Below are 25,922 nucleotides of genomic sequence, written 5' to 3' on the forward strand. Positions count from 1 at the left end.
CGGTCAGCCCGGCGTGCGGCCGTCGAGCACGCGTTCGAGCGCGTCGAGTGCGCGGGCCGTCGAGTCCGGCGCGATGCAGTCGACGACAATCCGCTCCGGCATCGCGCGCAGCCAGGTGATCTGGCGCTTGCAGAGCTGGCGCGTCGCGAAGATGCCCTTGTCGCGCATCGTTCGGTAGTCGGTATCGCCGTCGAGGAATTCCCACGCCTGCCGGTAGCCGACGCAGCGCATCGACGGCAGGTCGGGATGAAGATCCTCGCGACGGCGCAGCCGCTCGACTTCGTCGATGAAGCCCGCGTCCAGCATTGCGTCGAAGCGCTGCGCGATCCGTTTGTGCAGTACCGCGCGATCCGACGGTTCGAGCGCGACCGGCACGAAGCGGTAAGCGGCGGCCGCATCGTCGGTGCGGCGCGGCGCGGCAAGCAGCACCGACATCGGCTGCCCGCTCAGCATGAACACTTCGAGCGCACGCTGGATCCGCTGCGAATCGTTCGGCGCGAGCCGCGCGGCCGTGTCGGGGTCGACCTGCGCGAGCCGCGCGTGCAGCGCGGGCCAGCCATCGCGCTCGGCGTCGGCATCGAGTGTCGCGCGTACGTCCGGATCGGCGCCCGGCAGGTCGTTGAGCCCCTGCGTCAGCGCCTTGTAGTACAGCATCGTGCCGCCCGCGAGCAGCGGCGTGCGGCCGCGCGCGGCGATCTCGCCGATCAGGCGCAGCGTGTCCGCGCGGAAGCTCGCGGCCGAATACGCGTCGGCCGGATCGATGATGTCGATCAGGTGATGCGGCACGCTCGCGCGCTCGTCGCGCGAAGGCTTCGCGGTGCCGATATCCATGTCGCGGTAGACAAGCGCCGAATCGACGCTGACGATCTCGATCGGCCGACGCGCGGCGAGCGCCAGCGCCGCGGCCGTCTTGCCCGATGCGGTGGGGCCGAGCAGGCAGGCGATCGTCGTCGGGCTGGGGTGGGCGTGCGGTGTTGCGCTCATTGCCCGCGCATGAAGAGGCGGTCGAGATCGTTCAGCGTGAGCTGATACCACGTCGGCCGGCCGTGATTGCACTGGTCCGCGCGTTCGGTCGCTTCCATCTGCCGTAGCAGCGCGTTCATCTCGTCGAGCGTCAGGCGCCGGTTCGCGCGCACCGCGTGGTGGCACGCGAGCGTGCCGAGCAGTTCGTGCTGGCGCTCGGTGAGCACCCGCGAGCCGCCGAACGCGTGCAGGTCGGCGAGCACCGCGCGCGCGAGCGACTGCAGGTCGGCATCCTTCAGCAGCGCCGGCACCGCGCGGATCGCGAGTGTCGTCGGCGACAGCACCGCCAGGTCGAAGCCGAGCGATTCGAGCGTGTCGCGCTCTTCCTCGACCGTGCCGATCTCGACCGGCGTGGCCGTCATCGAGATCGGCAGCAGCAGTGCCTGCACGGCGACCGAGCGGTCGGCGAGCGCGTTCTTGAACTGTTCGTACAGGATCCGCTCGTGCGCCGCGTGCATGTCGACGATCACGAGGCCGTGTGCGTTCTGTGCGAGCACGTAGATGCCGTGGATCTGGCCCAGCGCGAAGCCGAGTGGCTGCTCGTCGTGCGTGGTCGCGGCGATCGGCGACGCGGTGAAGCCCGACAGCGGTGCGATCGGCGCGTCGGCCGAATCACGGGCGAGGGTCGTCGTGCCGTCCGGCGTGCCCGCGCCGGTGTCCTTGCGGCCGAACAGCGCGTCATAGAGCGCGAGCGGCTGCGCGACGGGCAGCGTGCCCTGGGTCATCCGCGCCTGACGCATCCACGTGTTGCCCGACGACGAGGACGACGATGGCGACGAGAAGCCGCTACCGCCGAACGCATTGCCTTGCTGGCTCTGGCCGAGTGGCGTATCCAGGAACGAAGAAGGCCCGCGTGGCGTCGGTTCGATATGTGCGGCATGGCCGCCCGCCGTGGTTTCCGGCGACGCGCCCGCATGGCGCGCCAGCGCGCGCTGGACTGCATGGAACACGTACTGGTGGATCGAGCGCGAATCGCGGAAGCGCACCTCGATCTTCGACGGGTGCACGTTCACGTCGACGGCTTCGGGCGGCAGGTCGAGGAACAGCACATACGACGGGTAGCGGTCGCCGTGCAGCACGTCCTCGTAGGCCGCGCGTACCGCGTGCGTCAGCAGTTTGTCGCGTACGAAGCGGCCGTTGACGAAGAAGTATTGCTGGTCGGCGCGCCCGCGGCTCGCGGTCGGCAGGCCGGCGCAGCCGTAGACCGCGAGCGGGCCGGCCTGCTCGTCGAGCGGCAGGTGCGCGGTCGCGAAGCTGTTGCCGAGGATTTTCGCGACGCGCTGCGCCGGCTCGGTCGCGTTCCAGTGTTCGACCGCCTTGCCGTTGTGCAGCACCGAGATCGCGACGTCCGGCCGCGCGAGCGCCGCGCGGCGAATCATTTCCAGGCAGTGGCCGAACTCGGTCTGCTCGCTCTTCAGGAACTTGCGGCGCGCGGGCGTGTTGAAGTACAGCTCGCGCACCTCGATCGTCGTGCCGGTCGCGCCGGCGGCGGGCGACAGCACGCCCGTCTGCGCGTCGATCTTCATCGCGTGCGCGGCATCGGCCGTCCGGCTCGTGATCGACATCTCGGCGACCGACGCGATCGACGCGAGCGCTTCGCCGCGGAACCCGAGCGTCGCGACCGCCTCGAGCTCCTCCAACGAGCGGATCTTGCTGGTCGCATGGCGCATCAGCGCGAGCGCCAGCTCGTCCGGTGGAATCCCGCAGCCGTCGTCGGTGATCGAGATGCGCTTGACGCCGCCTTCTTCCAGCACGATGCGCAGCGTGCTGGCACCGGCGTCCATCGCGTTTTCGAGCAGCTCCTTGACGACCGACGCCGGGCGTTCGACGACCTCGCCGGCGGCGATCTGGCTGATCAGCTGGTCGGGCAGGGGCTGGATCGCGCGCAGCGGGCGCGGAGCAGGGGCGGGCGCGGCGCCCGCGGCCGTTTCGGTGATATCGGACATGGCCGAATTATAGCGAGGCGGCGATTGCGTGCCGGGGTGGCCGGCCGTTACGTTTTTTCACGGAGCCTTAAGGTAGTTTCGGTATCATGGGTCCGTAACACCCCCGGCCTTGACCGGCGGGCGCTTCAGCCTTTTTCGGCCGTTCCGGCCCTATCGCCTTCGAGGAATCGCATTTGGATACGCTGCTTCATTTCGTCAACCTTGTCCTGCATATCGACGCCTTCCTCGGCGATTTCATCCGGCAGTACGGCGCGTGGGTCTATCTCGTGCTGTTCCTGATCGTGTTCTGCGAGACGGGGCTCGTCGTGTTCCCGTTCCTGCCCGGCGATTCGCTGCTGTTCATCGGCGGCGCGTTCGCAGCGACGGGCGAGATGAATGTCGGCCTGCTGATCGTGCTGCTGCTCGTCGCGGCGATTTCCGGCAACACGGTCAATTACGTGATCGGCCGCTGGATCGGCCCGAAGGTGTTCAATACGCATATCCCGGTGCTCGAGCGCTTCCTCGATCGCGCCGCGCTGCAGAAGACCCATTCGTTCTACGACAAGCACGGCGGCAAGACGATCGTGCTCGCACGCTTCATTCCGGTCGTGCGGACGTTCGCGCCTTTCGTGGCGGGGGCATCGTCGATGAGCGCCGCGCGTTTCCAGCTCTTCAACGTGATCGGTGCGCTGGTGTGGGTGCTGCTGCTCGTGCTGCTCGGCTATTTCTTCGGCAACATCCCGTTCATCCGCCAGTACCTGAACGTGATCGTGCTGGTCGGGATCGGGGCAGCGGTCGTGCCGGTTGCGCTTGGTGCGGTGTGGAAGCTGGTGCGCGGGAAGCAGTCGGATAATGTGCCGAAGGCGGGCGGGCGTTGAGCGGGAGCGTTTCGTTCTCGTCTTGGTGCAGTAAAAAAAGCGTGGCGGGTGCCACGCTTTTTTTCGTCCGGTTGACCCGTCCTGAAATAGGTTGACACTTTTTCGCTGAAACGAAGAGGTGCCAAGTGGAGCAAGAGATCAAGCGGACGCAGCGAGACTACAGCCTGGCTTTTAAGCTATCGGTGGTCGAGCAGGTCGAAAAAGGCGAATTGACGTACAAAGAGGCACAGCGCCGCTACGGAATCCAGGGGCGCTCGACCGTGCTGGTATGGTTACGTAAGCACGGCTTGCAGGATTGGGCCGATCCATCCGGCCGTGCGCGATCGGGTTCCATCATGTCAAAGCAAGACGCAAAGCCGCTCACGCCGGAGCAGCGCATCAAGGAGTTGGAGACGCAGTTGCGGGAAGCGCAGGAGAAAGCCGCGCTGTTCGAGGCGGTACTCGACGTGATGCGCAAGGACTACGGAATCACCGTAAAAAAGCCTTCGGGCAGGTCGTCGCGCAAAGGCGGATCAAAAAGCTGAGCGTCGAGCGAGCCTGCCGATACATGGGCATCAGTCGCCAAGCGTATTACAAGCGCTTCCAAAGTGAGGAACGTCGCTGCGCGCAGGCCGATATCGTGACGACACTAGTACGGGATGTACGGCTGCGTCAGCCCCGACTAGGGACACGGAAACTGCATCATCTGCTCGGGCCAGCGTTGGTCGAGCGTGGCATCAAGTTGGGGCGAGATCGACTGTTCGATGTACTGCGCGCCGCGCGCCTGCTCGTCGTGCCCCGCCAGGCGTACCACAAGACAACGCAAAGCCATCATCGCTTCCGGCGCCATCCGAATTTGCTGAAACCGGGACCAGATCAGATCGTGCCGACTGGCCCTGAGCAGGTATGGGTGGCCGACATCACGTACCTGCCGACGGCTGGCCCGTTTGTATATTTGAGTCTCGTCACGGATGCGTTCTCGCGCAAGATCGTTGGCCATCACGTTCACGATAGCCTGCAAACCGAGCAGGTCAGTCAGGCGCTCAAGAAGGCGTTGCGCAGGCGTCGGAGCGGGCAGCCGTTGATCCACCACTCCGATCGTGGGGTGCAATACTGCTCGACCTACTATCAGGACATCCATCGACGTCACGGCTTGCGCTGTTCGATGACTCACGGGTACGACTGCTATCAGAACGCACTGGCCGAGCGGGTCAACGGCATCCTGAAGGATGAGTTCCTGTTGCAACGTCCTGTTGACCTTGAGCAGGCTGCCAAGATGGTCGAACAGTCGGTGCACATCTACAACCATGAGCGACCGCATACGGCTCTGAAATACAAAACGCCCGATGCGGTGCATCGGGCGTTCTAGTGCCTGGATACTGTCAACCTATTCCAGGACTTGACAGGTGCCGCCGTTACGCGTTGCGATGCGAGATCGGCGCCGGCTGCGCTTTGAGCCGGAAAATGTCCTAGTTACGACGCTGCGCGGCCGTAGGTGTCTTCGAAGCGGACGATGTCGTCCTCGCCGAGATACGAGCCTGACTGGACTTCGATCAGTTCGAGCGGAATTTTGCCCGGGTTTCTGAGCCGATGTGGGGTGCCGAGGGGGATGTACGTTGACTGGTTCTCGGTAAGGATGATTTCTGCATCGCCATTCGTCACAAGCGCCGTGCCCTTCACTACAATCCAATGTTCGGCGCGGTGATGATGCATCTGCAGGCTCAGTTGTGCTCCAGGAGCGACGATGATCCGCTTGACCTGGAAGCGATCACCGGCATCAATGCTTTCATAGGAGCCCCACGGCCGCGGGACACGACGGTGCGTGACTGATTCGAGCCGTCCCGAACGATTCAGTTGTTCGACGACCTTCTTGACGTCCTGGACGTGGTCGCGATGCGCGACCAGGACGGCATCTGCAGTTTCGACTACAACGACATCACGGACGCCGATCGCCGCGACCATCCGGTGTTCCGCACGGATGTAGGAGTTTGCGACAGTATCCGTATAGATGTCGCCGTAAACAGTATTGTTTTGGTCGTCGCGCGCGGCAATATCGGCGAGCGCGTTCCACGAACCGACATCGCTCCAGCCGAGTTCGGGAGCCGCGACCACGGCGGCGCGTTTCGTCTTTTCCATGACGGCGTAGTCGATGGAGATGTCCGGACAAGCGCCGAATGCTTCGATATCGAGACGCAGAAAATCATAGTCCTGCTGCGCGTGATCGAGTGCCGGTGCTGCATGTCGGGCGATGTCAGGGGCATGTTGCGCGATCTCGTCGAGATAGACCGATGCATTCAGCAGGAACATGCCGCTGTTCCAGTAATAGCGGCCGTCATTGACAAATTCCGCGGCACGTTCACGGTCGGGCTTTTCGACGAATGCGTCGACGGCGTGAGCGCCGTTGCCGGTTTCAAGCGCTTCGCCGCGGCGGATATAACCGTATCCAGTATGCGGCTCGTTGGGGGGAATCCCGAATGTGACGAGATGTCCGCGCTTTGCGACCGTGGCCGCAGTGTCGACGGCCGTGATAAATGCCGGCAGATTCTGGACGATGTGGTCCGACGGCAACACCAGAAGCAACGCGTCCGGATCGTCGCGCAACGCGATGCGTGCCGCGATGGCAATCGCTGGTGCAGTGTTGCGGCCGAGCGGCTCCAGCACGATCGCCCGTGGCTTGATACCGGTGTGCTGAAGTTGCTCCGCAATCATGAAACGGTGCGCGTGGTTCGCGACAATGACTGGAGGCGCGACCCCCGGCACTTCGCTCGCGCGAAGGACGGTCTGCTGAACAAGGGTTTGTTCTCCCGCCAGCTTCAGATATTGCTTCGGGTAGTTGCTGCGGGACATCGGCCACAGCCGGCTGCCGTTGCCGCCGCATAGGAGGATCGGATGGAGACTCATGCGGGGATGCCCAGGGTAGGGCGAATGGGTGACGGCTCGGTTGCCGGGGGAGTTATTCTAACAAAGCGGGGTAACGAAAAAGCGTGGCGGGTGCCACGCTTATTTTTCGTCCGGTGCCGCCGTTACGCGTTGCGATGCGAGATCGGGGTTTCGGGCGTCGGGTATTGCGCGTCGCGGAACGTCTCGAGGATAACGCGGTTGGTGTCGCAATACACCTGCCAGTAGTTCTCGGGTGCCGTGGACGGGCGCACGAACAGCAGCGGGCCTTCCGGCGTGAACTGCAGCACACCGACGTCCGGCGCCGGGGCGGTCAGCACGTTCGGGATCTGCTGGATCGACGTCTTCAGGCGGTTGATCGCGTCGACCGCATCGACGCTGTTCGCGATCTTCGCGGTCAGATCGACGCGGCGGTGCGGCGTGGCACTGTAGTTCGCGATGTTGTCCGAGAAGATCTTGTTGTTGCCGACGATCGTCACGATGTTGTCGGCGGTGACGATCGTCGTGCCGAACAGGCCGAGCTCCTTCACCGTGCCCGTGACGCCGCCTGCGCTGATCACGTCGCCGATCTTGAACGGGCGCAGCACCTGCATGAACACGCCCGCGGCGAAGTGCGCGAGCAGGCCGCCCCAGGCGGTACCGATCGCAAGGCCGAGGCCGGCGAGGAGGGCGGCGAACGAGGTCGTCTGCACGCCGAAGATCTGCAGGATCGCGAGGATCAGCAGGATCGTCAGCAGTACGCCGACGACGGAGGTCAGGTAGTCGGTCAGTGTCGGGTCGACCTTGCCGCTGCGGCGCACGACCTTGCCGAGCAGGCGCGTGCCGATACGGATCGCCCAGCGGCCGACGAACCACAATACGATCGCGGCGAGGAGGTTGAGTCCGAAGTCGAGACCGCGGGTCATCAGGAATTGCTGGGCTGTGGCGAGATCGATCATGCGTTCTCCGAAGTCAGGGGTAGAAAGGGCGGCGCATGCACCGGATGGGTGGCGCTTTTATAACCTGAGGTGGGAGGGGCGGGCAACCGGGCTGACATTGGTTGACGTAATGGAAAGCGGGCAGGACGCGTGTGCGTGCTGGCAGCGGCGGGTGCCGGTCCCATGCAAAATGACATCTGAACCGGGTCGAGTAGAAGATGCTTGACGATTCCGTGAGTGCTTATGTCGTCAGGCAGCGGACGTACCGATCGTCGTTAGCGTATCGTTCGATCGCGAAAATATTGCCGCCCCTGCCACCCGGCATAACGTATCGCGTTGCGCGTCCAGCGTATTGCCTTGACGAGCGGGCGGGCGCGGTTTCCGCGTATTTTCTCAAGCGGCCGAGCTGCATCCGGTGCGAGTTGCCGGGCGATTGCTTCAGGCGTTGTGAACAACGAGAGCTGCCAGTCCCAATAAATGGCGTAACGGAGCAGCACTCCCGCCGTCAGCATGTCGAGCGATAGTCGGCGTTCGCGCCACGGCTGTTCCAGCGCATCGTGCGTCAGCCCCCAGCCAGCATAAAAGGGCAGACCATAGGTATGGACTTCCTTCCCACGCATCAATGCATCGAAGCCGGCGAGCGACGAGAGCGTATGCAACTCGTCCGTCACGTCGATCAGCGAAATGAGATCCGCGTCCGCATCGACGATGTCCGCAAGGTGTTCTGCATCGACGAGCCCGGCGCGATTGCCGGACAGTACGTCCGGATGCGGTTTGTAAATGATGAATGCGTCCGGTCGGCGAGCACGCACTTCCTTTAACAAGGCTTCCGATGTGGCTATCGTGCCGGTTCCCAGTCGGATCGACGCGTCGTCCGCAACCTGGCCGGCGACGAGCACTACACGCTTGTCATGAGGGATGTGCCATGTCGGTGCCTGGCGGCCGAGATTGTATTTCGTGAGGCCGAGCCGCACGATGTCCTGCCTGAGCGCTGCCGCGCGCCGCAATTCCGCTCCGTCGAACGTGGTCTGGTTAAGGATGACGGTCAGGTCGCTCGGACGACTCGCGTCGAAATACAGGCCGCGGCGGTCGATGACCTGGCTGCACGGTGGCGACATGTCGGAGCCGAGTCCTGTCGAATGGAGAAAGCCGTCTTCGATCCGGACATGGGCGACGCCAGCGGGCAGGCCTTCGGCTGACCGCCCCCCCCATATCGCCGCGTGTTCGTCGGTGTGGGCGCCGCGCGGATCTGCGATCCAGCGCAACGTTCCGCCTCCCGCCGACAGGTAGGGCGTGGCGTAAGGCCGCTTCCACCACTGGAAGCGCACGCCGGCCACTTGGCTGAGATCCCTGTATCGGTCGGCTACGGCGTGCTGCAGCTCGACGCAGTCGAGTGCAGTTTCGAGCGTGCCTTGTGTGCCGTGTGCCGGGTCAAGGTAGCGCGCGAGCTGAAGGAACGCGGCATCGAATAACGCTGATGCCGAGGGCCGCGCACGGCGCTCTGGCATGGCGGTGTGGTCATGCGTCAGTCCCCAGCCTGCGTAGTAGGGCGTGCCGAACACATGAACAGGGACGCCGGCCAGAAGCGCCGCCATCCCCTCAGATGCACCCACGACATGGATGGCGTCGGCGCGCCGCAGCACGTCCCGCAAGGAATGCGCGACGTCGAGAATCCTTGCATTCCCGTGCAGTGGCGTTTTCGTCGAAAGCCAGTTGCCAGCACCTGCATCGGCGGAACGCAAGATCCAAAGGTCGGCATCGCGGTGCGCTGCACGTGCTGCATCCGCCATTGCAGCAAAATTCTGGCGGCGGAGTGTTGCCGGCGTGCAGATATCGGTATGGGACGTTTCGCGTTCATCGATCAGCACAATGCGTTTGCCACCGCCGGATTCGTGCCATGCATCCGGCAATTCGGCTAGCTGATGGCGAACGTGCAACGCGTCGCTGTCGAGCACGCGGCGCATTAGATCGCGACATCGCCCGTCCGTGTCGGTGACAGGCGTGGCCGCCAGCAGGCGTTCGAGTGCGGCGACCAGTCCACCGCGGGCAACCAGATCCGGCGGAACGCAGAACCACGAAAGAGGCGGAGCGTGGGTTGCGTGCCGGGCGAAGACCGGACCGGGGCATGCGGGGTACACGGTACGTCCGATCGACTCGGACGTTCGGGCAAGCGCGACGCCAAGCCACGAATCGATCCACACGAACGGCGACTTTCCGGTCAGCCAGCCGATCATGCGTTTGCCGCGTGCGGTTGCACTTGCGTCGAATGACCGGGATTCGGACGTCATCGAGTGCTCAGTGGGTGTCGGAATCATTTACCGGAGCGAATCGAGGAAGCCATCGATGCGATCGAAGTGCTCGGCCCAGGTCGGTGCTCGAAAGCGCTCGATCCGCGTGAGCTGACTCGCCCGCTCGCTGCTGTCCGAGCGAGCGTACTCGCGAATCCGTGCAAGCCATCCCGGCCCGTCGAGCGGGTCGAGATAATCGGGAATGTCCGATGCAATCTCGTGAAAGACCGGCAAGTCGCTGGCGAGTACCGGCACGCCCAACATCAGTGCCTCGACGAGCGGCATCCCGTAGCCTTCGGCGAACGATGGGAAGATGAGCGCTCGTGCATGTTGCAACCACGCATGCAGTCGTTCGTCGCTGCAATCCGATTCTTCGATAACCGCACCGCGAATCGTTGCGCAGCGCTCCAGCATATCGACGACGTTCTCGCATTCCCAGCCGCGCCGGCCGATGACCACGAGCTTGGGGGCGGTTTCCCCCATCTGTTCGACCAGGCGCCGCCAGACATGCAAGATGAACCAGTGGTTCTTGCGCGGCTCGATCGTACTGAGCATCACGAAGTACGGGCCATCGATCGGAGCCGGGCTCGGTGGATGAGGTTCCACGGCAGGTGCGAGTGGAGCGACGACGACTGGCGGGAGCGGCAGCGACGCTTGCCGGGCCTCGTTCGCCAATTCGTCGTAGGTCGCCTGTGAATTGCTGATCAGGCCACTCGCATGTCGGAGTGCTGTATGGATGCGGGCACGATGCGATGCGTCCACGCCAGGGCGGCAATACTCCGCGTGGGTTAGCGGAATGAGATCGTGGACCATGAAGACCGAGCGCGCGTTGCGTTGCGCCATCGCCCGGTAGTAACGGGTGAACTCCATCCCGTTGTGACTTGTATGCAACAAAATTGCGCGATCGAATTTTACCGATCGAAGCCGGTTTAGCAACGCAGAAGCAATTATTCTGCGCAGCGCCCATCGGTCGCGATCGGACGACAGTAGCAGCGAGAACATCTTCTGCGAGTGTTTTTCCGTCAAAACGGTGGAAAAACCGCGTTCGCTCAGGACTGCGCGTGCACGGTTCCCATATCGGCGGATGTAAGCCAGTCCAACTCTGTCTACCCCGGTGGGGATCAGGCCGTCATAAAATCGGGTGGCAAGACGAGTGACGTCTAGAAGTATTTTTGTCACGCAGGTGCAATGTGGTTGTGCGTACGGAAATGAAAAATGTTTCCGTTTGCCGAAGCCCGATGGCTCATGCAACAATTCCGCCGGGTAATTCTATGGCATCTCGGATGGCGGGACAATTCGCGCGTGTGCGTCTCGTGTGCGCGTCTGTCGATCAGCCCAAATGCCGAGCGTGCCAAATAATTGATGCTAGATGTCAGATTTACCGATCCGCTCGCAGCCTTGCGCGCGGTCGCAATGGATCATTGAACCCGTCCCAGTTTGCGCCAAGCCGGCCCACGTTTTAGCGTGGCAAGGGATTGGCTGCGCGAAAACAAGGGAGGCTCGACTGCGAGAAGTCGAGGAACCGCGAGGTGGTCTACCGGTGTTTCGGACACGTCACGCCGGTAAGTTCTCCGGTACATCTTACATTGTGCGGTAAAATCCGGCGGCCTTTGAATGACTGGATTGTTAAATGCAGAGTTTAAAACGCAGTGTATGGTTGGCTGCTGCCATCGGCGGCACCATTGGATTGGCTGCGTGCGGGGCCATTCCCACGTCCGGGCCGAGTCGTTCCCAGATTAATGCTAGTGGTGCGGGCACAAATCAAGTCAGTACGCAAGGAATCCAGGTCGTCGATGTGACCGATCAGGTAGCGCGGCAACTTTACGCGGGCCGCAAAAGTACGGATTTTGCAGCGACATTAGGTGACAGTTCGGCATTTCAGCAACAGTTGGGCGTGGGTGACGTGGTCGAGGTGTCGATCTGGGAGGCTCCCCCTGCGACTCTGTTTGGCGGTGGCACGAGTGATGTCCCGACGCCCAGCGGTGTACCGACTGGCGCGCGGCTGACCAAATTGCCGACGCAGGTGATCGACGGCAACGGCAACATCCATGTGCCGTTCGTTGGCGCTATCAAGGCAACGGGCCGTTCGCCAAGCCAGTTGCAAGCCTATATCGCAGCGCGTCTCAAGAATATCGCGCACGACCCGCAGGTTCTCGTGCAACTGGCGCGGAACGAAACCTCATATGTCACCGTTGTGGGAGACGTATCGAGCAGCACGCGCATGCAATTGAGCGCGCGCGGAGAACGCGTGCTCGATGCGGTTGCCGCGGCCGGCGGTGTGAAGCAGCCGATCAGCAAGACCATGATCCAGGTGACGCGCGGCGAAACCGTCGCGTTGGAGCCTCTGGAAACCGTGATCCGCGATCCACGCCAGAACGTGCCGCTCAAGGCGGGTGACGTCGTCACCGCAATGTTTCAGCCCTACAGCTTTACTGCGTTTGGTGCAACGGGCAAGAACGAGGAAATCAATTTCGAGGCGCAGGGTATTACGCTGGCGCAGGCATTGGCGCGGGCGGGTGGCCTGCAGGACTCGCGTTCAGACGCACAGGGCGTGTTCATTTTCCGGCTGGAAGATCATCAGGCACTCAACTGGCCCAACCAACCGGTGCGAACGACTGCAAACGGCAAAGTCCCGGTTATCTATCACATCAATTTGAAAGACCCGGATTCCTTCTTCGTGGCGCAGAGCTTCATGATGGACAACAAGGACGTGCTCTACGTCTCCAATGCGCCGGTGTCGGAACTGCAGAAAGTGCTGAACCTGGTGTTCTCCGTGGCCTACCCGATCGTGTCTGGCGTGCAGACGTTTAAATAATTATGAAATTTATGAAGCGTATTAGCCGTTTGTTTTTGATAACGGTGGTCATTCCAACCAGCATTTCGATTATTTATTTCGGTTTAATTGCCAGTGATCAATACACGTCGGTCAGTAGCTTTCTAATTCGTAGCCCGCAGCAAACTAATGCTGCCGGATTGGGGGGGATATTGAAGGGGGTTGGGGGATTTTCTCAGTCCGATGGCGATGCATACACGGTTCAGAAGTACATTCTTTCTCGTGATGCGATGATGGTGCTGGACAAGGAGCAGCATATTAAATCTGCCTTCCAGAAAGCGACGATCGATTTTGTCAATCGTTTTTCGGTTTTTGGCCTGAATGACAGTTTTGAGAAATTTTATATCTACTATGGTAAGAACATAGTGGACGCCAAGGTCGAGGCCGAGTCTCCGATTGTGACCCTGAGCACCAATGCATATGATGCTCATCTTGCATGGAGTATGAACAAGCGACTATTGGAGCTTAGCGAGCAGATCGTCAATCAGATGAACAAGCGTGCCCGGGCCGATTTAATCAATACCGCTCAGCACGATGTTGATCTGGCCAAGGAAAATGATCGGATTGCCACACTAGCTCTGGCGCACTACCGGAATACGGCCGGCGTGATCGATCCCGAGCGACAGTCCACGATCCCGTTGCAACAAGTCGGAAAGCTGCAAGATGACTTGATTTCTACCCGCGTACAGATTGCTCAGATGGAGCGACTGTCGCCGAGCAATCCGGGATTGCCGACTTTAAAGGATCGCGCCAAGTTGCTGCAGCAGGCTATTGACCAGGTAAGCCAGCGTGTTGCGGGTGCGCAAGGTGCATCGCTGGCTAGCAAGGCTGCTGAATTTCAACGTCTTACGCTGGAAAAGGAAGTGGCCGATAAGATTCTTGCCGGCGCAATAACCTTGTTGGATCAGGCGCGAGTCGAGGCTGAGCGCAAGCAACTTTACCTGGAGAGAATTTCCGAACCCAGCCTGCCAGACTACGCAATGAGTCCGCATCGTGGGCGAGCGATTCTCGCTACATTCCTGCTCGGTCTGATTCTCTGGGGCGTATTGACCATCGTTATCGGTGGGGTGAAAGAGCACTATGACCGTTGAATATCGACCTCCGACATTCTGGGAGCAACTGCGTATCCAGGGCCGGGTTATCTGGGCGCTGGTCATGCGCGAGATGATTACGCGCTTCGGCAGAGAAGGGCTCGGCGTCTTGTGGATCATGGCAGAGCCAGCCATGTTTGTGGTCGGTGTGATGATCATTTTCAGTCACACCGAAACGAAGGCTAAATATTCCGTAGCCGAATATCTAGCTGTCAGCTATCCCACGTTGTTGTTCTGGCGGAATGCGACGGGGCGCGTTCTCAAGGCGATTGAATCAAACCGGTCGTTGCTGCATCACAAACCGATTCGTCCGGTCGATATTCTCTATTCGAGAATTATCCTTGAATTTGCGGGAGCGACAGCCTCGTTCCTGGCGTTGTACGTGGTATTGGTTGTGATCGGTATTTGTCAGCTTCCTGCTGATATGCTGAACATGATTATTGGATATTTTTTGATAGTGTGGTTCTCATTCAATTTTGTGATGACCATGGCTGCATTGTCTGAGTTGAGTGACTCGATAGAGCGAATTTCTCATGTGATTCTTTATCTGATGATTCCGTTTTCAGGGGTTTTTTTACCGACCTACGCATTGCCGCCGAAAATTGGGGAGCTGTTGACCTATTTCCCGCTGATTGATGCCGTTGAATTTTTTCACCACGGCTATTACGGAGATCGTATGCATACCCTGTACTACATGGAGTATACGGTGGTGGTGTTGTCGTTCTTCACATTGTTCGCACTGTCGATTACTCACTTCGCCATTCGGCGAGTGCAATTGAACTGAGGCGGGCCATGATTGAGCTACGCAACGTCACCAAGCGTTATGCGATCCATCACGGGCGATCACAACGGGAAATACTCAAGGGCGTCAACCTACGAGTCGAGGCTGGAGAGCGATGGGGCATCCTAGGACGTAACGGTGCAGGGAAGTCCACGCTGATCCGTATCATCAGCGGTTCGGACCGTCCGCATTCTGGGGACGTCATCAAGAATATGTCCGTGTCCTGGCCTCTGGCATTTGGCGGCACATTTCAGGGAAGCCTAACGGGTAAAGACAACGTTCGTCTGATTTCCCGCGTGTATGACGTCGACTACCGCAAGACGCTAGAACTGGTCGAGGATTTTGCCGAACTGGGGGCGTATCTCGACGAGCCAGTTAAGTCGTATTCATCAGGGATGGCTTCACGGCTGGCGTTTGCCATATCGATGTCTATCGAGTTCGATTGCTTTCTGATCGACGAGGGTATGTCGGTGGGCGATCATCGATTCCATCAGAAATGCAATGTGGAGTTGTTTGAAAAACGAGGCGATCGAGCCATGATCATCGTCGCTCACCAGACAGATCTGATCCGCAACCATTGCAACCGCGCCGCGGTTCTCGAGGACGGCGTACTTAGAGCCTGCGAGACGGTCGAGGAGGCGATTCAGATTTACGAGTCGATGTAGAGAACGACTGTTGTCGTGAGGTGGCGATGTCGTAGATCGTTGAATGCAAACTTGTGCTTGTTATGCGGAAGTTCGGTAGTACCTGTTCGTTGCACTGATTTTCGAAGCTGTAGCTTGGTATTGATGTAAGAGTTGTAAGTGGTGGATTGATTTTTTATTGGTTACATGGGCGTGCTGCTGTGTGGTCCGGCAATGAGAGTAATGCTGGATTTGCGCGTGAGGCAATTTTAAATTTTGATGGGCGTTTGATCGAGGGTCGTATGGAAAAGATTAGTTCAATTGGGGATTTCTATTTATATTGCTCGAACTATTCTTATGTCTCGTTTGACGTCTTTGATACGCTGATCCGGCGCCGGTTGCTCAAGGTCAACGAGGTGCACGACACGGTCAGCGCGTACGCGCTTGCTCTGGTGGGCCGTCGCAAGGACAGCAGCCCGTTCGATCTTACCTTGCTGCGATATAGAATGTCGGACTCTCTGAAGAGCTTCGACGGCGGGGGTACGCAAGAGCCGCTCATCGAAGACGTCTGGGATCGCATCATCGCTCAATATGTGTCGGACAAAGTCGAGCGCGCACGGATCGTCTCAAAGATCGTCGATTTCGAGGTGTCGATCGAATCATCCAATCTCGAGTTGATTGACGGCGCACGGGATCTGCTGGTTAAGCTCAAGACCAGTGGCAAGGTAGTGACTGCTATTTCGGACATGTATTTCTCGCGGTCCGTGATGGAGAAGATTCTCGGGAATCTCGGGATTCTCGATCTGTTTGATCACGTCTATATCTCGGCGGACAGCAAGCTGACCAAGCAGACAGGCGATTTGTTCCGCCAGGTTCTGAGCGATCTGGCGATTGAGCCATGCCAACTGCTGCATGTTGGCGACAATCCGCATTCTGATGTCGCGATGGCAGAAAAGGTGGGGATGGATTGCGTGCTGGTCGAACAGCACCACTTGCTCGAACTGAAAAGGCCCGCATACGGTCAGCGTGTCCGGATCGAAGAAGAGGTCTCGGATCTACTGAAGCTTCATTTGATATCGCTTCTGCTCGATGCCGCGGACAATCGTGTCGAGCATCTCTATTTCATGGCCCGAGACGGTTGTGCAATCAACGATTTTCTCGCAGCGTGGGATAGCGGTTTCGTGCATGACTTCCTGGGTGTGCCAACGCACAGCAACCTGTACCTCAACCGGCTCTTGTCATGTTGGGGGGGGGTCGATTTTTCGGGTGACTGGCTGATTCAGGCCATCGGGTTGGTGTTTTGGCTCAACCATGGAGAGGCATCACCCAAGGAAATGTGCGAGCGGCTGGGCGTCAAAGCTATCCCGGCAGCCTTCGGAACAGAGCTTTTGCGCGCCGAGTACGATACATTCAGGGTGGCCGATATTTTCATTGAAGCCGGCTTGAAGGAGCAGATCAAGGACGCGATCCTTGGCAAGCGACACGACCTGATTCGCTACCTTCGCGACATCGGATTCTTCAAGCATAAGAATGTTGCATTTTCGGATGTGGGCTATTCGGGTACCGTCCTGAGAGATCTGAACAGCCTGTTCGTGAATCATCTGCTTGGCGAGGCAGTGGGCGTGCCGCCGGCCATGCATCTTCATCTTGTCGCGACCAACGGCAACTACGCGTCAAATCAATCGCGTGCTTATCCCTTTGTGCGTTTTTCGCCGCAGGTGGTCCTGCCCGTCGAGAAGCTGCCAGTGCCATTGCTCGATTCATTTGCATGGCTCGAATTCTTTTTCAAGCATCCGACGCTCAAGCCTATCCTGAAATTCGTCGAGCGTGAGGGGCAATTGCATCCCGAACTCCGGCATGACGAATCGAGCAAGACGCTGACTCCGTCACAACGGGTTGTTAGCCACGCAACGGCGCGCGACGAGGACATCGTGTTGCTGTGGATGGCGGCCGTCAACTTCCAGGGACAGCTGACGGATGCGGTAATCCACCGGTTCGCGCATCCTGACGTCGAGACCGTTGCACAGATGTCCGATGAGGTTTTCGAGTTACATTCGGTCCAGGGGGATCGTCGGTCGATCCTGTTGCGGATTCCCAATGGGAGCGTTGAAGCGATTTCACTCGCGGCCAAGAAGGGCGACTATTGGATTCCCGGATCGATCGTAGCGTCCCGAACACCCGTCGCCGCGCTTGTGCCGGTGGAACCGACTGTCGTGGCCGGACGCAATCTGACTGGAAGGTTGCTGGACTTGATTCGTGGTCGCAAATCCGCGTCGAACACTTCGCCGCTGGAATTTGATCCGAAGTTCTATCGGGCGTTCTACCCGGATCTTCGTCAATTCAATGACAATCAGGCACTCTGGCAGCACTTCTTTTCGCACGGAAAACGAGAAGGGCGCGTCGGAACTTATCAGGCGCTGGTTGATAAGCTTTCGACGGAATGTGGTCTGATTCCTTCGGATTTCGATGCCCACGCCTATTTGCGGTTGAATCGTGATGTTGCCGCGCACGTGGATACTCCCGAACGAGCGCTGGATCACTATATGCGTTCGGGACGCAACGAGGGGCGTATCTATCGATGGACGAATTCCGATCTGGCACGGGAATTCGATGTTTTGCTGGCGTCAGGCGTGGTCGTCCTCGACGGTGACGAATTGCGTGACTGGAAGCAAGGCGAGACCGTTCTCGACCTGTTCCTGCGGCGGCACGGCTTGCGTCAGGCGCCATGGATCGATGAAATCGATGTCGCGGAATTTCGCGCCCTGCATTTCGAATGGGCTGGCCCCGTTCGAAGCAAGGCGGAGTGCATCGTGGCCCTTCTTGAGCGCGGGCTCGCGCATCAACCGCATCTGTCGTTGACGAATCCCTTCGATCCCGAGTTTTATCGGCGACAGCTTGCGTCGCCGCAGCAGCGTTCTTCCGCCGAACTGTATTGGCATTACCTGTCGGAGGGGGCCGCCCGTGGACTGGCGCCATCGGAAATCGCCGCGTTGCGGCGGATTTGGGGGCTTTCGGAGTTCCCGGAGAGCTTCGACTACCGGGGTTTTGCCGCAAGTATCGGTATGTCCGGGGACTCGCTGGAGCGTACAGATGTGTTGAGCCGCTTCATCGATACGTTGGGTTTGCAGCGCTTGCAATTTGTGTCCGGTCCCGAGGCCGGACACTTTACCGAATATCTTGCTAATCGCGCTTGGCGCGTATACGGGCATCTCGATGAGGCCAGGGCCTTGTTCGAGGCCGCGCTGGAGGTATCAGCCAATCCCGGGCGCATTCATCATCACCTTGGCGATCTTGCACTGCAGTCCGGGATGAAGGACTTGGCGCTCCAGCACTTCCGTCTCGGTATCGAAAAGCCGAGTACCGATCGCTGGAGTTTCATCAATGCAGCTAACCTGCTCGTCGAGCGGGGCGACTATGTCGCAGCCCTGAGTATTCTTGAAGAAGGCAAGGAACGTTGGCAGCAACGGGCGCCGTGGCGTCGTGTTCGCGATCGTGCGTTGCACATGCGAAGCCGCGCGGTGTTGAACCAGGTCATTCACCGTCGTCCGGGATCCCTAAATCTCGCGGTAGCCGATCGGCTGTACGAGGACCTCGCATCGACGACGCCTACGTCAATGAAGCTTTTGCCAGGAGGACGGGGGGCACTTGTATTGACGATGCGACCGGCTTCGTCGGCGCGATGGGATCGCGCAGTCCTGGATCAGGTGACGGTCTACGATCTGCTGTCGATCGAACAGGGGGATTATTTCGCGGCCTTGCTGACGCACGAGACGGTGATTTTCCATGAGGTGCCGTTCACCTCCGAGGTCCTGCAGGCGATCGCGCTGGCTCGTAGTCTGGGACGACGGACCGTGGCATGGATCGGTGACTTTGCGGAGTGGGAAGGACTACCGCTCTCATATTGCGAGTGGAACGATGCCGGCGCCAATCCGTCACCACTCGGCCTTGAGCAATTCCCGGAGATCATGCTGCCGGCGCGTTACTGCAACGATGTGGTGACGACGATTGCCGGTTGCGTTCCGCTGCTTGAGCGGGTCGCAACCGATGCGAGCGTCCGGCTGGTGATGCAAGACGGTCCGATGGCACTGGAGATCGACCGCAAGCAGCAACTGGTGGTGGTTGTGCCAGCGAACGATATTCCCGTGGCCGACATGCGGGTGCTGGCTGGGAGTCTGCGAGATACCGTCCGGGCTCATCCGGAAATGCGCATCCTGATCGATCAGCGTCTTGCCGCCCGCGAGGAGCTCAGGGACGTTGCAGGGCGCTGGTCTGTGTTGCCGGACAACATCACCTTGTCCTCGCTTGCCAAGCTCATCGCCAATGCGGACCTCGTCATCCAGATCGCGCGGAACCCGTTGCTTCAGTTCTCCGTATCAGCCGAGGCGCGTGTTCACGGCGTACCCGCGTTGGTATTGCGCGAAACCGTTCCAGCCGCGAAGCTGACGAGACGAGGGGTACACGGAACAGCCGCATCGTCGCGGGCCGAACCGAAGGCGTCGGACCTGAGTTCTCAAGGCGACCTTGTCGCCAGGATTGGGGCGGCTATCCGTGCCGGTCGGGCGGAACCGGAGTTCCCGTTGCGGAAAGAGCGGGTAGCCGAAAAGCGAGTGAGCGCACCGACGGCCCACGCGCATCGCATCATGTTTGCCAACGTGTTCTTCGCGCCTCAGGTCATTGGTGGCGCGACGCGCGTTATGAAGGACAACATCGATTTTTATTTGGACCATCATGACGACGAGTTCGAGCTGGCAGTGTTCTGCGCCGACGAGCAGAACGATCGCAATAGCGAATGGCGAATCGATGGGTATCGCGGCATCCCAGTGTTCCGGACTGCCACCCCGCAGGAATTGAATATGGACTGGCGCGCCGCGAACGAGATGGTCACGGCTCGCTTTGCGGCGGCTGTTCGAGCGTTCAAACCCGATCTTGTGCATATCCATTGTCTGCAACGATTGGGAGTGGGCGTGGCTGAGGTTTGCCGTTCATTGAATATTCCCTATATCGTGACGCTTCACGATGCATGGTGGTTGTCCGATTATCCATTCCTGACAGACGAAAACGGTCAGCCGGCCGTGCTGAGCGAAGACTTCCGCGTGCAGCGGCAACTGGCTACGGTGAGCCCAGACGTATCGCTGTTGCGCGCCGACCGATTGCGTAGAGCTCTTCTTGGGGCACGCGAGCGGTTCGCCGTATCGCGCAGCTTTGCAAAGCTCTACGAATCGTGTGGGATCCCGTGTCGGTTTATCGAGAACGGCAGTTCGCGGATCGTTCCTGCGCCGCGAAAGCCCATGCTTGACGAGCGCGTGCAGCTGTGCCACATCGGCGGGCTGGAGCATCACAAGGGGGCGTACTTGATCGAAGCCGCCTTGCGGAACAACCGATACAGCAATCTGCAATTCACGGTCGTGGATCTGGGGCGTGAGGCGGGCGACGAAACGCATACGTTCTGGGGCAATACGCCGGTCACCATTACCGGCAAGATGTCGACCGCGCAAATTGCGCGGTTCTATGCCCAGATGCACGTTCTAATCGCGTCGTCCACCTGGCCGGAAAGCTATGGCCTAGTGACACGCGAAGCTCTGGCGCACGGACTGTGGGTGATTGCGAGTGATCTCGGGGCAATGGCTGATCCGGTCGTGCCGGGATCCAACGGGTTCATTATTTCGGTTAGTGACACGAAGGATCTTGCTCGTGCGCTTGCGACAATCGACGCCGCACCGCAGATCTATCGGCGGTCGCCGCAAACGCAGATTCGACTGAGAACGGCAGATGAACAATCTGCCGAACTGGTGGATATCTATCGCACCATGCTGCAGCGCAAGGCTGTTGCTGATGAAGATGACGCAATGTTGGGCGAGTGTGCATAGCCAGGAAATCCGGTGCCGTGAGCTTCGCATGTGCGCGCCTGCTCGCAGGCGTGCTCATGCGAGCAGGCGCGGTGCCCCTGTTCCAGCTGGATACCGAATTTTCCTGAGCAATTTCCTCGATATAGCCTATGTTTGACTTCAATGCGCTGCGACTGAGTTGGCGGGAGTCCTTTCTCGTCAATTTGCAGGATACGCAAACGGGCGCATTGGAGCCTCCGAGCGGTGTTTATCGCCTCGACGTGCGATTACTGGCGGGGTGGTACATGATCGAAATCCTCCTGTCCGGTGAAGCGGCGCAGCAACAGGTTCGGTTGGTCGTGCGCGCGGTGTCGTCGACTGATTCCTTTGGGATGGTGGTTAGTACGCGTCACGTGAGTAAGCGACTCATTCGCATTCCAGCAGGCGGTCAGATCGAGATAGATCTCGGCGATCGACCGATCGGGCGGATCAAGACGTTTCGCCTTGCACGTGTGACGTCCCGGTTCGCGCGTTCGCGTATGACCTCCCGACTCCTGTCGCTGCATCCGAAGTACAAGCCGTGGGGTGACGACTATGGGTTGCAAGACGTTGACCATAGGTATTCCGATATTCGACAACTATGGCGTGATTATTGCTGCCTGTTTGACGAGTCAGTGTCGCTGGTGAGCTATCAGGACTGGGTGAGCTGTTTCGATGCGCCGAATCTGGCGGTCTACAAGGCGATGCAGGCTCACTTCCGTTGCTTTACTGTGCGCCCGGTATTCGCAATTGGCATCGAAGTGACCGAGCCCCATTCACCCCACTGGGAAATGACGCTCCGCTCGGTTGTCGAGCAGATCTATCCTCATTGGCAACTGGTCATCGCCGACCTGCGATCCGGCCAGGATCGCGCGCCGCTGCTTTCACCGGAGTTTCGCGCAGATACACGCATCCAGATCATTTCAGGTGCATCAAAAGAGGAAGCCCACATCGCGGCCGAGCGGGTGCTCGCGGAATGCGGTAGCTGGATCATGTTCGTCGGTCAGCACGACATGCTTCCCAAACACGCGCTGTACGTGCTCGCTGACGCACTCGAACGGACGCCCGACGTTGACATGATCTACTCGGATCAGGATGACATCGACCAGTGCGGTGTCCGACATAGCCCGTGTTTCCATACTGACTGGAACGAAGATCTGTTGCTTTCGTCCGGGCGCTGCGCGACCCTCGGCGTGTACCGGACAGAGGTGTTTGTTGCGACCGGTGGGCGGGATGCCTGTCAAGGGAGTGCGTCGCGCTACGACATGACGTTACGGTTCCTGGCCCATACAAAGTCGGACAGAATGCTGCACGTTCCGCGGGTGCTTTACCACCGTCGTGCAGAGCCTGCATCGGCACGAGATCCTATCGCGCAACATCATGTGAATGATGAGCATCAGCAAGCCATCGAGCGGCATCTTGCCAGGACGGGCGCAAATGCGAGCGTTTCGGCGACGCCGTATGGTCATCGCGTAAAGTACGCCGTGCCAGAGAATCCGCCGCTCGTTACACTGATTATTCCTACTCGCAACGGATTCTCACTGCTCAGTCGCTGTGTCGACTCGATTCTCGAGAAGACCTGTTATCGTCCTTTTGAAATCATCATTGTCGACAACGGGTCGGATGATCCGGACACACTGGATTACATGACGCGGGTCGTCCGTGACCATGGTGTGCGCATTCTCCGTGATGACAGCCCGTTCAACTATTCCGCGCTGAACAATCGTGCCGTCGAGATGGCGCTTGGAGAATTTGTTGCACTTGTTAATAACGACATTGAAGTGATTGACGGTGAATGGCTCGATGAGCTGATGGGCCATGCTCTTAGGCCTGAAGTCGGTGTCGTCGGCCCGAAACTGCTCTACACGAACGGCACCATTCAGCATGCGGGAGTCGTTATGGGGCTCAGCGGTTGTGCTGATCATCTGTCGCGTGGCCTCGGTCGTGACGAGCCGGGGTATATGGCGCGTGCGGTCTTGACACAATCGCTGTCGGCAGTGACGGGTGCATGCCTCGTAGTTCGTCGATCCTTGTATCGTCAATTAGGCGGTCTGAACGAACGTGATCTCAAGGTCGCATTCAACGATGTCGACTTTTGCTTGCGAGTCAGGCAAGCCGGTTATACCGTAGTTTGGACGCCACATGCCGTGCTGTATCACCACGAATCCGCTACGCGTGGCAGTGACGACACCGCAGAGAAGATCGCCCGAGCAGCCCGCGAAATTGAATACATGCGTCGGCATTGGGGGGACCTGATATCGAATGACCCGGCTTATAACCCCAATCTGTCACTCGCCCGGTCCGATTATCAGTTAGCGTGGCCGCCACGGATTCCTCCCCTTATGCATCTGACGCGCCGCGTACCGACAGGCGACTGATCTCTTTGGAGTCGGGCGTCTTGCAAGCTGTCTGGCAGATTCCGCTTCGTACCGACCTAGTTGTCCATCACGTTCACGCATTTCGTCTTCTGATAATCATGATGGATTTCTTCTTGTCAATTCTTCGCCGGACCGTATCGTTCAAACTGAATCCGGTTCGGGGTCTCGTCCGATCTGACTCGCGGCCGCAAGAATGGATCTCTACTGAAGAGGCTCCCGTATTCGATCTTGAACCGGCGGACGAAAAAGATGCGATTCCGACCGGCTGGATCCACATCGAGTCGAAATTGATGAGAAAGGGGGGACAGCTGGTCGCCCGGCTTTGTTTCGACGCCGGGACGGGCTTTTCGGATGCTGAATCTTTCGTTCTTCCTGTCACTCGAGTCGGCAAGGTTTCGCATATCGTTCGGCTTCCTCGAAATGTTCGCAGCCTGCGCTTGCAGCCCCTGCGCGGAGAAGGGGTCGTGGAGGTGGTTTTTTTTCGCATCACGAAAATATCCCGTGTCGAGAAATATTTCAGGATGGTCGAATGGGTGGCGGGAGATATCCGCAAATTCAAAGGCACAATGCAGGCGAAGAAATATAACCTAACCTGGATGCGCTTGCTGAGAGATTCCGAGGGTGCCTACGCAGATTGCGCGAATTTAAGATTCCATTCATCGCCGCCTGATTACGCTTCGTACGTGCGTGAATTCGATACGCCGAACAAGCGGGATATTGTCGCAATCAAACAGCATTTGGCTGTGTTTCGGCAACGTCCAATAATTTCCGTTTTGATTCCAGTGGGTAAGGCATCCGTCGCTTGGGTGAAATCGTCCGTCCAGTCCGTGATCGAGCAGGCTTACGTGAACTGGCAGCTATGCCTGACGGCAGATCATTCGACAGACAGCGAAATGATTTCGTACCTGAAATCCGTACCTGGGCAGGACAGTAGGGTAAAGGTGGCTATTGGGCAGACTGATTGTCGGTTGACTGCGGAATTAAATCTCGCTCTGGAAATTGCGGCCGGTGAATTATCAATGGTAATTTATCCGGGTGATTTATTGTCGCCATATGCCTTATATTTTATAGGTGCGAAATTAAATGACTCGGTAAATCTCGACTTGATATATTCAGATGAAGATGAGATCGATGAGAGCGGTGCGCGCAGACAAGCATACTTCAAAAGTGATTGGAACCCTGATCTCATGCTTTCGCACGACATGATTTCCCATCTTGCTGCTTATCGAACTTCTCTTATGCGCGCCATTGGAGGGTTTAGAGCCGATTTTGAGGGAGGGCATGATTATGACTTTGCGCTCAGGTTCACAAAGGCAAGCAAGGCATCACGGATCGCTCATATTTCACGAGTACTCTATCATCGTCGCAGGAGTAGGAATCCCGCGTTCGGGAGCATCTACGCGGAAGAGGTCGTGTGCGAGGCACAGGAGCGAGCGCTGTCCGACTATCTGAATGATATGCCGGGAGCGATAGCTTCTCGAGGGAATCTGCGCGGCACCTATCGAGTCAAGTATCCGATTCCCACGCCGATGCCCAAGGTAAGCATCATCATACCTACTAGGGACGGCGGGCCGCTATTGAAGAAATGTGTTCAAAGTGTCCTGCATAAAACTGATTACAGTAATATTGAATTGATTATTGTGGATAATCAAAGCAATACGGACGAGACAATTGATTATCTGCGTGTGATAGCGGAAAGTGGAAGGGCAAAAGTGTTGACGTACGATTTGCCATTCAATTATTCATCAATCAATAATTTTGCGGTTGAGCATGCCTCGGGGGAGATACTGTGCTTCTTGAACGATGACGTCGAGGCGATTTGTAACGATTGGCTGAGCGAAATGGTCTCTCAGGCGCTGCGCCCCGAGATCGGCATCGTGGGCGCCAAGCTTCTCTATCCTGATGATTTCATTCAACACGCGGGAGTCGTGATCGGTATTGGAGGGTATGCAGGACATGTCCACAAGCTGTATCCGGCAACGCATCCTGGATATGCCGGGCGAGCGGTCCTTGTCCAGAATCTTTCGGCGGTGACTGGCGCCTGTATGGTGATGCGTCGGAGTCTGTTTGGAGCGCTTGGAGGGTTTGACGAGAGGAACCTCCCCGTGGCATTTAATGACGTGGATTTGTGTCTTCGCGTGGGCGAGGTCGGCTACCGGATTCTATGGACGCCATATGCGATCTTATATCATTACGAATCCTATAGTAGAGGTGATGATCAAGCCTCGCCGGAGAAGCGCGCCAGATTTCAGCGCGAGAAAGAATATATGATCGCCCGTTGGGATATAAGTAATTTCTCAGATCCGTATTACAACGGAAATCTGACGCTGGACAGAGAGGATTATTCGCTTGCAAATTTCCCTAGGGTGAATAGTCCGTGGCGAAATTTATCGAAAATCTGAAGATTTTTAAATGCTGCGGTGTGTGTCATTGATTCGGGGGGG

At 58.7% G+C, this 25,922-nt stretch carries 15 protein-coding genes; 9 read left to right on the forward strand and 6 right to left on the reverse strand.

Going from position 1 to position 25,922, the window contains the following annotated elements; all coding sequences use genetic code 11:
- Window positions 1-3: 3 nt before the first annotated feature.
- Entirely contained in the window at window positions 4-984 is a 981-nt protein-coding gene (gene miaA, locus CFB47_RS03725; protein ID WP_089460450.1) for a tRNA (adenosine(37)-N6)-dimethylallyltransferase MiaA, read from the reverse strand.
- On the reverse strand, window positions 981-2,969 hold the full coding sequence (gene mutL, locus CFB47_RS03730) for a DNA mismatch repair endonuclease MutL (protein ID WP_089460451.1): 1,989 nt from the start codon (window positions 2,967-2,969) through the stop codon (window positions 981-983). Before mutL ends, miaA begins: the two co-directional genes overlap by 4 nt.
- A 173-nt stretch (window positions 2,970-3,142) precedes the next feature.
- On the opposite strand from mutL, the gene CFB47_RS03735 reads away from it, so the two are divergent.
- Both CFB47_RS03735 and CFB47_RS03740 read left to right on the forward strand, forming a co-directional pair.
- Window positions 3,143-3,826: a DedA family protein gene (locus CFB47_RS03735; protein WP_179258915.1), complete on the forward strand. Its 684-nt coding sequence runs from the start codon at window positions 3,143-3,145 to the stop codon at window positions 3,824-3,826.
- A gap of 125 nt (window positions 3,827-3,951) precedes the next feature.
- A protein-coding gene (locus tag CFB47_RS03740) for an IS3 family transposase (RefSeq protein WP_089460453.1) occupies window positions 3,952-5,174 on the forward strand; the annotation gives its coding sequence in 2 pieces (ribosomal slippage) (window positions 3,952-4,317 and window positions 4,320-5,174; 1,221 coding nt in all).
- 104 nt (window positions 5,175-5,278) lie between these two features.
- Here the strand turns inward: CFB47_RS03740 and CFB47_RS03745 are convergent.
- The 4 genes from CFB47_RS03745 to CFB47_RS03760 form a co-directional block, all read right to left on the reverse strand.
- Entirely contained in the window at window positions 5,279-6,706 is a 1,428-nt protein-coding gene (locus tag CFB47_RS03745) for a mannose-1-phosphate guanylyltransferase/mannose-6-phosphate isomerase (RefSeq protein WP_089460454.1), read from the reverse strand.
- A gap of 122 nt (window positions 6,707-6,828) precedes the next feature.
- Entirely contained in the window at window positions 6,829-7,641 is an 813-nt protein-coding gene (locus CFB47_RS03750; protein WP_089460455.1) for a mechanosensitive ion channel family protein, read from the reverse strand.
- 254 nt (window positions 7,642-7,895) lie between these two features.
- Window positions 7,896-9,908, reverse strand: coding sequence for a capsular polysaccharide biosynthesis protein (locus tag CFB47_RS03755; RefSeq protein WP_089461339.1), 2,013 nt, complete (start codon window positions 9,906-9,908; stop codon window positions 7,896-7,898).
- Window positions 9,909-9,935: 27 nt separating this feature from the next.
- Window positions 9,936-11,087: a glycosyltransferase family 1 protein gene (locus CFB47_RS03760; protein ID WP_089460456.1), complete on the reverse strand. Its 1,152-nt coding sequence runs from the start codon at window positions 11,085-11,087 to the stop codon at window positions 9,936-9,938.
- 451 nt (window positions 11,088-11,538) lie between these two features.
- Between CFB47_RS03760 and CFB47_RS03765 the strand changes: the two genes are divergently transcribed.
- The 7 genes from CFB47_RS03765 to CFB47_RS03795 all read left to right on the forward strand — a co-directional run bounded on the left by CFB47_RS03765 (window position 11,539) and on the right by CFB47_RS03795 (window position 25,880).
- On the forward strand, window positions 11,539-12,723 hold the full coding sequence (locus CFB47_RS03765) for a polysaccharide biosynthesis/export family protein (RefSeq protein WP_089460457.1): 1,185 nt from the start codon (window positions 11,539-11,541) through the stop codon (window positions 12,721-12,723).
- An 11-nt stretch (window positions 12,724-12,734) separates the two neighbouring features.
- A complete protein-coding gene (locus CFB47_RS03770; RefSeq protein WP_256946638.1) occupies window positions 12,735-13,832 on the forward strand; it encodes a hypothetical protein in 1,098 nt (365 codons plus the stop codon).
- Entirely contained in the window at window positions 13,822-14,616 is a 795-nt protein-coding gene (locus CFB47_RS03775) for an ABC transporter permease (RefSeq protein WP_089460459.1), read from the forward strand. The genes CFB47_RS03770 and CFB47_RS03775 overlap by 11 nt, the downstream gene beginning before the upstream one ends.
- A gap of 8 nt (window positions 14,617-14,624) precedes the next feature.
- Entirely contained in the window at window positions 14,625-15,278 is a 654-nt protein-coding gene (locus tag CFB47_RS03780; RefSeq protein WP_089460460.1) for an ABC transporter ATP-binding protein, read from the forward strand.
- A 260-nt stretch (window positions 15,279-15,538) separates the two neighbouring features.
- Window positions 15,539-21,103: a glycosyltransferase gene (locus tag CFB47_RS03785; protein WP_089460461.1), complete on the forward strand. Its 5,565-nt coding sequence runs from the start codon at window positions 15,539-15,541 to the stop codon at window positions 21,101-21,103.
- Window positions 21,104-21,231: 128 nt separating this feature from the next.
- The gene (locus CFB47_RS03790) at window positions 21,232-23,478 is read left to right on the forward strand and encodes a glycosyltransferase family 2 protein (protein ID WP_089460462.1); all 2,247 of its coding nucleotides are present in this window, start codon (window positions 21,232-21,234) and stop codon (window positions 23,476-23,478) included.
- 20 nt (window positions 23,479-23,498) lie between these two features.
- Window positions 23,499-25,880, forward strand: coding sequence for a glycosyltransferase family 2 protein (locus tag CFB47_RS03795; RefSeq protein ID WP_256946639.1), 2,382 nt, complete (start codon window positions 23,499-23,501; stop codon window positions 25,878-25,880).
- The last annotated feature ends 42 nt before the right edge of the window (window positions 25,881-25,922 follow it).

This window comes from Burkholderia sp. AU27893, from assembly GCF_002223205.1.
Taxonomy (GTDB): domain Bacteria; phylum Pseudomonadota; class Gammaproteobacteria; order Burkholderiales; family Burkholderiaceae; genus Burkholderia.

Bases quoted from the DNA above. Each gene is read 5' to 3' on its own strand.
- miaA (WP_089460450.1), bottom strand. From the start codon at position 984: ATGAGCGCAACACCGCACGCCCACCCCAGCCCGACGACGATCGCCTGC.
- mutL (WP_089460451.1), bottom strand. From the start codon at position 2,969: ATGTCCGATATCACCGAAACGGCCGCGGGCGCCGCGCCCGCCCCTGCT.
- CFB47_RS03745 (WP_089460454.1), bottom strand. From the start codon at position 6,706: ATGAGTCTCCATCCGATCCTCCTATGCGGCGGCAACGGCAGCCGGCTG.
- CFB47_RS03750 (WP_089460455.1), bottom strand. From the start codon at position 7,641: ATGATCGATCTCGCCACAGCCCAGCAATTCCTGATGACCCGCGGTCTC.
- CFB47_RS03755 (WP_089461339.1), bottom strand. From the start codon at position 9,908: ATGACGTCCGAATCCCGGTCATTCGACGCAAGTGCAACCGCACGCGGC.
- CFB47_RS03765 (WP_089460457.1), top strand. From the start codon at position 11,539: ATGCAGAGTTTAAAACGCAGTGTATGGTTGGCTGCTGCCATCGGCGGC.
- CFB47_RS03770 (WP_256946638.1), top strand. From the start codon at position 12,735: ATGAAGCGTATTAGCCGTTTGTTTTTGATAACGGTGGTCATTCCAACC.
- CFB47_RS03775 (WP_089460459.1), top strand. From the start codon at position 13,822: ATGACCGTTGAATATCGACCTCCGACATTCTGGGAGCAACTGCGTATC.
- CFB47_RS03780 (WP_089460460.1), top strand. From the start codon at position 14,625: ATGATTGAGCTACGCAACGTCACCAAGCGTTATGCGATCCATCACGGG.
- CFB47_RS03785 (WP_089460461.1), top strand. From the start codon at position 15,539: ATGGAAAAGATTAGTTCAATTGGGGATTTCTATTTATATTGCTCGAAC.
- CFB47_RS03790 (WP_089460462.1), top strand. From the start codon at position 21,232: ATGTTTGACTTCAATGCGCTGCGACTGAGTTGGCGGGAGTCCTTTCTC.